Here is a 7125-nt window from a genome sequence, read left to right as displayed (position 1 = left end):
GGACTGATTCCAAAAGGACTGGAAAAGCAGCTTGGTCTACTATCTGGAAAGGATGGTTCCGTTTACAAGAGCGAGTTGAAGGACTTTGGATAGCTACCGAGTTGATGAAGATGTGATCAAGAGACAGTTTTTTGGGGTAGAGCCTAATAAGCAGATAATGACAATTTCTTAATTCATATCCAGAAAATATGAACAAGGATGTACAAAATTGTCATTCCAATTATAGGGATAACAATAAACCCAAGAAAATTATAAAATCCTATTCTGCTGATTTATTATAGAATTTTTTAAATATTTTCCATTTACGTTTAAAAAAGCTTTTTTTGGTCATAATAAATCATCCATGCTATTGGTTTTTATCTACTTTCATTTTAAAAGTATAGCTTTACTATTTAATAATTGTATTGATTTGTTTAATGCTTAACATTCTTTGCTTGCACACTAACTTCCACAAATTTATTTTGAGAGCCTTAGACACCATCTAAAGTTTAGAAATCTGTTTTGAATTATTCATAAAATAATTAACTATAATATATATCTCACTCCTAAATTTTTATCATACATAATGTTCCGATAAGGATATCGTATGCTACAAATAAAAAATTGGATAAATTGGATCATGGGTACAAGACAAAAAAATAATCAGGCTATAATAAACGAGTCCTCTGAGGATTCATTTCCAGCAAGCGATCCTCCCTCCTGGGCAGGGGGAATACAGGAAATCAAACAGCATACTATTGCATCAGACCTTGTTCTTACCAGTGAATTTCATAAAAGTACACAACAAATTCTTTCGATAAATGGTATCGATTATCATTACTATAGTTTACGAGCGGCTGAACAAGGAGGACTTAAAGACTTATCAAAACTACCCTACACTTTAAAAATTCTTTTAGAAAATTTACTTCGTCATCTCGACAGACAATCTGTTACAGTTGATGATCTCAAAGCAATCATTGAGTGGTTAAAACTAAAAACTTCCAATCGTGAAATAGTGTATCGTCCTGCACGTGTCTTAATGCAGGATTTTACTGGCGTACCTGCTATTGTAGATCTTGCTGCAATGCGTGCTGCGATTGAAAAGCTTGGTGGAAATCCGGAACAAATCAATCCCCTTTCAGCTGTTGATCTGATTATTGATCATTCCATACAGATTGATCAGTTTCTCATATCCGATGCTTTTACAATTAATGCCACAATGGAAATGGAAAGGAATTATGAGCGTTATGAGTTTTTACGCTGGGGACAAAAGGCATTTAGAAATTTCCGCGTTGTACCACCTGATACTGGAATATGTCACCAGGTGAACCTGGAATACCTGGCCAAAACAGTTTGGACCCAAGAAATCAATGGGAAAATCCATGCCTACCCAGATACATTAGTGGGTACAGACAGCCATACGACTATGATTAACGGTCTTGGCGTACTAGGGTGGGGAGTCGGCGGTATTGAAGCAGAAGCCGCTATGTTAGGACAACCAATTTCGTTACTAATTCCCGAAGTAATTGGGGTAAAACTGACAGGACAATTACAAGAGGGAATTACAGCAACTGATCTGGTTCTTTCCGTAACACATCTTTTACGTGAAAAAGGTGTCGTAGGGAAATTTGTTGAATTCTTTGGTGATGGGTTACGTCATTTATCTCTTGCGGATCGAGCGACTATTAGTAATATGTCACCTGAATATGGTGCAACATGCGGTTTCTTTCCTATTGATGAAGCCACACTTGATTATTTGCGTTTAAGTGGAAGAGAAGAACAAAGCGTTGCTCTTGTTGAAGCTTATGCAAAAATTCAGGGATTATGGCATGATCCTCAAGTTGAACTTGTTTATACAGATTTGGTTACACTGGATTTATCAACTATCCGAGCGTGTATTGCCGGCCCAAAACGTCCACAAGATCAAGTTGAATTGTCAAATCTGGCTAATACTTTTGATAAATTCTTAGTAGAAAACAAACGTAGCGAAGAGAGAGAACAATCGTTTAGTACAGATGTGAATTATGAATTGCATCATGGAGATGTTGTTATTGCAGCCATCACCAGTTGCACCAACACCTCGAACCCAAATGTACTTATTGCTGCTGGATTATTAGCAAAAAAAGCGGTTGAAAAAGGAATGACACGTAAACCCTGGGTGAAAACCTCATTTGCACCAGGTTCTCAAGTGGTCACTCTCTATCTAGAAAAAACTAACTTACAAAAATATCTTAATGAGCTAGGATTCACATTAGCAGGCTATGGGTGTACAACATGTATCGGAAATTCGGGCCCTCTTCCCGAACCTGTAGAAAAAACAGTGATTGAAAATGATTTAATTGTTTCAGCTGTGCTTTCAGGTAATCGTAATTTTGAAGGACGAATCCATCCACTTGTTAAAGCAAATTGGCTCGCATCACCTCCACTTGTTGTTGCCTTTGCCCTTGCCGGGACTGTATTAATTGATGTGACAAAAGATCCTCTTGGAGAAGATAAATCGGGAAATCCTGTTTATCTAAAAGATTTATGGCCAACAAATGATGAAATTGCACGTGAAGTAGCAAATATTACTAGCAAAATGTTTCATGACACTTATGCAAATATATTTATGGGAACAAAAGAATGGCGCGCTATGAAAGTTTCTGAATCAGATACTTATGCATGGCCAATGGATTCAACATATATTCAACATCCACCATTTTTTGATGGTATGGGAGTGACCCCAGAAAAAATTAAGAATATTAAAGGTGCAAGAATTTTGGCACTGTTTGGAGATAGCATTACTACAGACCATATTTCACCCGCCGGTTCCATAAAACCAGAGAGTCCCGCTGGGGAATACCTGCAATCCAAGGGTGTCTTGATTAAAGACTTTAATTCTTATGGATCACGACGTGGAAACCATGAAGTCATGGTACGAGGAACATTTGCAAACATCCGTATCAGAAATGAGATGACTCCAGAGCTTGAAGGAGGTTTTACAAAATATATTCCCACTAGTGAAATAATGTCGATATATGATGCCGCAATGCGTTATAAAAAGGCACACACTGCATTGGTTGTAATTGCTGGTAAGGAGTATGGAACTGGATCTTCTCGAGATTGGGCGGCAAAAGGACCGAAGCTTCAGGGTGTAGTAGCAGTCGTGGCAGAAAGTTTTGAGAGAATTCATCGCTCAAACTTAATTGGTATGGGAATTTTGCCTCTAGAGTTTCCTGAAGGGGTCACACGTAAAACGCTAAACATTACAGGCTCCGAACTCATTGATATTATAGGTCTTACTCATCAGATGAAACCACGTATGCGAGTAAAAGTTGTTATCCACAGAGAAGATGGGAATCAAACTGAAGTTACTCTTATTTCGCGAATTGATACATTAAATGAATTAGATTACTACAAAAATGGTGGAATTTTACACTACGTATTAAGAGGAATGCTAAAAAAATAAGCTTATCAATCCAGAGTAATTTTAATTAAGATAGTAATGCTATGTATTTTCGCCAGGAGCCATTTAAAATGAATATACAAGTTAAACGAATTTACGAGGAATCAAGCGAGTCGGATGGGTTTCGAATCCTTGTGGATAGACTTTGGCCTCGCGGAATAAAAAAAACTGAAGCGAATATTGATCTGTGGTTAAAAGACATTGCACCCAGTGACTCTTTACGCAAGTGGTTCAATCATGATCCTATGAAATGGATTGAATTTCAAAAACGCTACGCTCAAGAAATAATAGATAAACAAGAAGATATTGATATTATTTTAAAAGAAGGGAAGAAAAAAAAAGTGACTTTATTGTTTAGTTCTAAAGAAACTGAACACAATAATGCTGTAGCTTTACTCAATATTTTAACTAAAATTTAATTGTTCTTGTATATCGAGGGTTAAAAAAGGAGTTGTAATTATGGCTATTTACCAGATTAAACTTATAGATCGCCAAATTGTTGCTGAAGGAACAATGGCATTCACTTTTGAAAAACCAAAGGATTTTACCTTTAAGGCTGGTCAATTTGGTGATTTCACTCTACTTAATCCCAAAGAGACAGATGAGGAAGGTAATATTCGGGCTTTCTCGCTTACCAATCCTCCTTATGCGAACGATTTAATGGTGGCGACTCGTATGCGCGATACAGCCTTTAAGCGAGTGTTGAAAACACTTCCTTTAGGTACGGAACTCAAGTTAGATGCGCCATCTGGATCTTTTACGCTACACAATAATAAAGCGATACCTGCAGTATTTCTTACAGGTGGAATTGGTATTACTCCAGTGAGAAGCATTGTTACGCAAGCTAGCAAAGATAAACTACCACATCAAATTTATTTATTTTATTCTAATAACAGACCAGAAGATACCGCCTTTCTAGAGGAACTAAAATCTCTCGAGAAAAAAAATTCTCATTATAAATTTATACCAACGATGACGGCTATGGAAAAATCAAAACAACCTTGGACTGGTGAAAAAGGTTTTATTAATCGAGAAATACTAGAAAAATACATAAAAGATTTAACTACACCTATTTATTATATCTCGGGCCCAGCAACAATGGTTGCTGCCATGCGCAAGATGTTAAATGAAGCGGAGATTAATGATGATAATATTCGTACAGAAGAATTTTCTGGGTACTAACAACATTTATAAAATCGGAGATATGTATGGCTAATCATTCAGTTTCAATTCACTGGCAACGTATTGGGCAAGACTTTAATTATGAAACCTATGATCGTACTTACACAATCAAATTTAGCGGCGGAACAAACATACAGGCATCAAATCCAAAGGATTACTTCGGTAAATCAGAATTGCCTAATCCTGAGGAATTACTCATGTCAGCCCTATCGGGTTGTTATATGCAAACTTTTCTAGCGGTAGCTTGCAAAAATGGTTATATCATTGACAATTACTTCGATGACGCTATTGGTATAACGAACAAAAATGAGCTTGGAAAAATTAGCGTAACAGAAATTACATTGCATCCCAAAATTAAATTTGGCGGTTCTAAACTTCCTGACGATGATGCCATAACTAAAATGCGTGAAAAAGCTCATGCAAATTGTTTTATTTCGAACTCAATCAATAGTCAGGTAAACATAGAGATAACAGCCAGCTAATCATCTAAGAATAGAGGAAAGGATAGAGTTAAATTATGACTAAACTTTATACCATTGGGCATTCGACACATACTATTGAAGAATTTATTGACATAGTACATGCGTATCAAATTACACATGTCGTGGATGTGCGTACAATACCCAAATCTCGCCATGTGCCATGGTTTAATGAAAATGAACTAAAAGAATCACTTCAAAAAGAAAAAATTGCCTATACTCATTTATCAAAATTAGGTGGTTTACGCCGAACGACGCATAATTCCATTAATATGGGATGGCGCAATGAAAGCTTCCGTGGCTTTGCAGATTATATGCAAACATCTGAGTTTTTCGCAGGGCTAAAGGAGTTAAACAGCTTAATAAAAAATAACCCAAAAGTCGTCATAATGTGTGCTGAAGCTGTACCATGGCGCTGTCATCGCTCTCTTATTGCAGATGCAGAAGTGGCTCGGCATCTTGTAGTTTTGGAAATTATGAGCAAAACCTCGGTTCATCTTCATAAATTAACCGACTTTGCGGTCATTAATAGAAAGAAAAGACCCATTCAAATTTATTATCCAAAGATAAATGATAAATGAAAAGGATTAAAATCACTCTTCCCCACTCCGAGTGAGCATAACCTGTCACGAACAAAAAACTTGAAACGCAGGCTATTTGTGGCCTAATATTTTCTGATTTTTTAGGAGGAGAATAGGAATAAATAATCCAGAATAGTTAAAGTACCATACTCATTATCTCAACTTAAACGCATTAATGAATCTTCTTCTCGCCTCGGCTTTCAACTTTCCTTGGCGAGAAGTAGAAGATTCAAATTTTAAATTAATTAAATTATCTGCTAATAATAAGAAAAGTAGTTGGGTTATTTATCGACTAGAGTTTGTTTATGACATCTGTAAATGATTTTATCAGTGGCAAGATCTATGAGTTCTCCTCTAGCTCCAGAAGATTCCAAATCACATAGTAGAATCAAACGTACCTTCAACTCATGGAGAATTTTTCCAGTAATTTTAGATATAATGTGGTGGCCAATTTTAACACGAGCTTCATAGGTATCTTTCACAATAGAATTTAACATAAACCTACCTCCAGTTTACTCTCTCACTTTAACTATAGCTCAAAATCCATTAAATGTACAATATTTGATCAATTTTCAGTACAAAGCTAATATTTTGCTAAATTATACTGTTATGTTTGTTGATGCATAAATAGACAAATAGAGGGGGAAATACAAGCATGTTAACAAAAATGAACTTATTAGTTCCTTGATACAAGATAAACCAATATTTCCGATTTATTCAACAATGTCCTACCAAGTTAAACGTTTTACTTTATGCCGGTGGCACCACCAACATATCAATATAGCTTAGTTGTAATAATCGCTTAGCCACACTGCCCGTCATTAAATAGTGTAATTTAGAGTGTCCTTGTGCCCCAAAAGCCAACAAATCTGCATTCCAGTTTTTTGACTGCAGAATAATTGAGTCTGCCAAATAACCACCCATGATTTTTTTTTCAAATTGATCATATTTAACATGGCATTCTTTTAAAAAAGAATCCAACTGCTCCATAATATTTTTTGTATTTGATTCGAACATGTCAACAGATTTACCTTTTAAATTCTGATTGTTAAAAATATCCACAACATGCAATAGCTGAAATTGGGCATCTGGAAAGCATTTAAAAGTGAATTCAATGGCTTTTTTACTGGGTTTTGAAAAATCAGTTGCAATAAGTATTCTTTTATAGGAAAAAGAGGGTTCCTTTTTGATAAGCAAAACAGGAGTCTTCCCTTGTTCTATAAGATAACTCGATGTGGTTCCTAACACATACTCATGGATATAATACTGTCCCTGAGCTCCTGCAATAATTAAATTTCCTTGATTTTGCTCCGTATATTGAGTTATTTCATCTGCGGCCCTTCCAGTAAGAACTGCTAGTTTCACTGAAATATTAATAGTATATTTCATAATTAGAGCAGACAGTTTATCCAGCGTGTCTTCCTCTAATGAGAGAAAATCTTTTTGTTGTTCACTGAAG

Annotated in this window: 7 protein-coding genes; 5 read left to right on the top strand and 2 right to left on the bottom strand. The window is 35.9% G+C overall.

Going from position 1 to position 7125, the window contains the following annotated elements; translation table 11 throughout:
• Nucleotides 1-586: 586 nt before the first annotated feature.
• The 5 genes from acnA (at nucleotide 587) to EKG34_RS17980 (ending at nucleotide 5666) form a co-directional block, all read left to right on the top strand.
• Complete coding sequence (gene acnA / locus EKG34_RS18000; protein ID WP_003634933.1) at nucleotides 587-3427, top strand: aconitate hydratase AcnA; 2841 nt, start codon at nucleotides 587-589, stop codon at nucleotides 3425-3427.
• Nucleotides 3428-3495: 68 nt separating this feature from the next.
• Nucleotides 3496-3843 carry a DUF488 domain-containing protein gene (locus EKG34_RS17995; RefSeq protein WP_003634930.1) on the top strand — a complete coding sequence of 116 codons (348 nt, stop codon included), beginning with the start codon at nucleotides 3496-3498 and terminating at the stop codon, nucleotides 3841-3843.
• 40 nt (nucleotides 3844-3883) lie between these two features.
• Nucleotides 3884-4606, top strand: a complete 723-nt coding sequence (locus EKG34_RS17990; protein WP_080619949.1) for an FAD-dependent oxidoreductase — start codon at nucleotides 3884-3886, stop codon at nucleotides 4604-4606.
• Between the two features lie 26 nt (nucleotides 4607-4632).
• Nucleotides 4633-5088 (top strand): OsmC family protein, encoded by a 456-nt coding sequence (locus tag EKG34_RS17985; RefSeq protein WP_003634926.1) that lies wholly within the window; start codon nucleotides 4633-4635, stop codon nucleotides 5086-5088.
• Between the two features lie 35 nt (nucleotides 5089-5123).
• The gene (locus EKG34_RS17980) at nucleotides 5124-5666 is read left to right on the top strand and encodes a DUF488 domain-containing protein (protein ID WP_003634924.1); all 543 of its coding nucleotides are present in this window, start codon (nucleotides 5124-5126) and stop codon (nucleotides 5664-5666) included.
• Nucleotides 5667-5947: 281 nt separating this feature from the next.
• On the opposite strand, the gene EKG34_RS17975 is transcribed toward EKG34_RS17980, so the two are convergent.
• Together EKG34_RS17975 and EKG34_RS17970 are read right to left on the bottom strand one after the other, a co-directional pair.
• Complete coding sequence (locus EKG34_RS17975; protein ID WP_003634920.1) at nucleotides 5948-6163, bottom strand: hypothetical protein; 216 nt, start codon at nucleotides 6161-6163, stop codon at nucleotides 5948-5950.
• Nucleotides 6164-6416: 253 nt separating this feature from the next.
• On the bottom strand, nucleotides 6417-7125 hold a 709-nt coding region (locus EKG34_RS17970), incomplete at its 5' end, for a universal stress protein (protein ID WP_130560100.1).

The organism is Legionella longbeachae (assembly GCF_004283175.1).
GTDB lineage: Bacteria > Pseudomonadota > Gammaproteobacteria > Legionellales > Legionellaceae > Legionella > Legionella longbeachae.
This window is presented reverse-complemented; position numbering and strand designations above follow the sequence as displayed.

Coding starts and splice junctions, on each gene's coding strand:
- acnA (WP_003634933.1), top strand. CDS start 587: ATGCTACAAATAAAAAATTGGATAAATTGGATCATGGGTACAAGACAA.
- EKG34_RS17995 (WP_003634930.1), top strand. CDS start 3,496: ATGAATATACAAGTTAAACGAATTTACGAGGAATCAAGCGAGTCGGAT.
- EKG34_RS17990 (WP_080619949.1), top strand. CDS start 3,884: ATGGCTATTTACCAGATTAAACTTATAGATCGCCAAATTGTTGCTGAA.
- EKG34_RS17985 (WP_003634926.1), top strand. CDS start 4,633: ATGGCTAATCATTCAGTTTCAATTCACTGGCAACGTATTGGGCAAGAC.
- EKG34_RS17980 (WP_003634924.1), top strand. CDS start 5,124: ATGACTAAACTTTATACCATTGGGCATTCGACACATACTATTGAAGAA.
- EKG34_RS17975 (WP_003634920.1), bottom strand. CDS start 6,163: ATGTTAAATTCTATTGTGAAAGATACCTATGAAGCTCGTGTTAAAATT.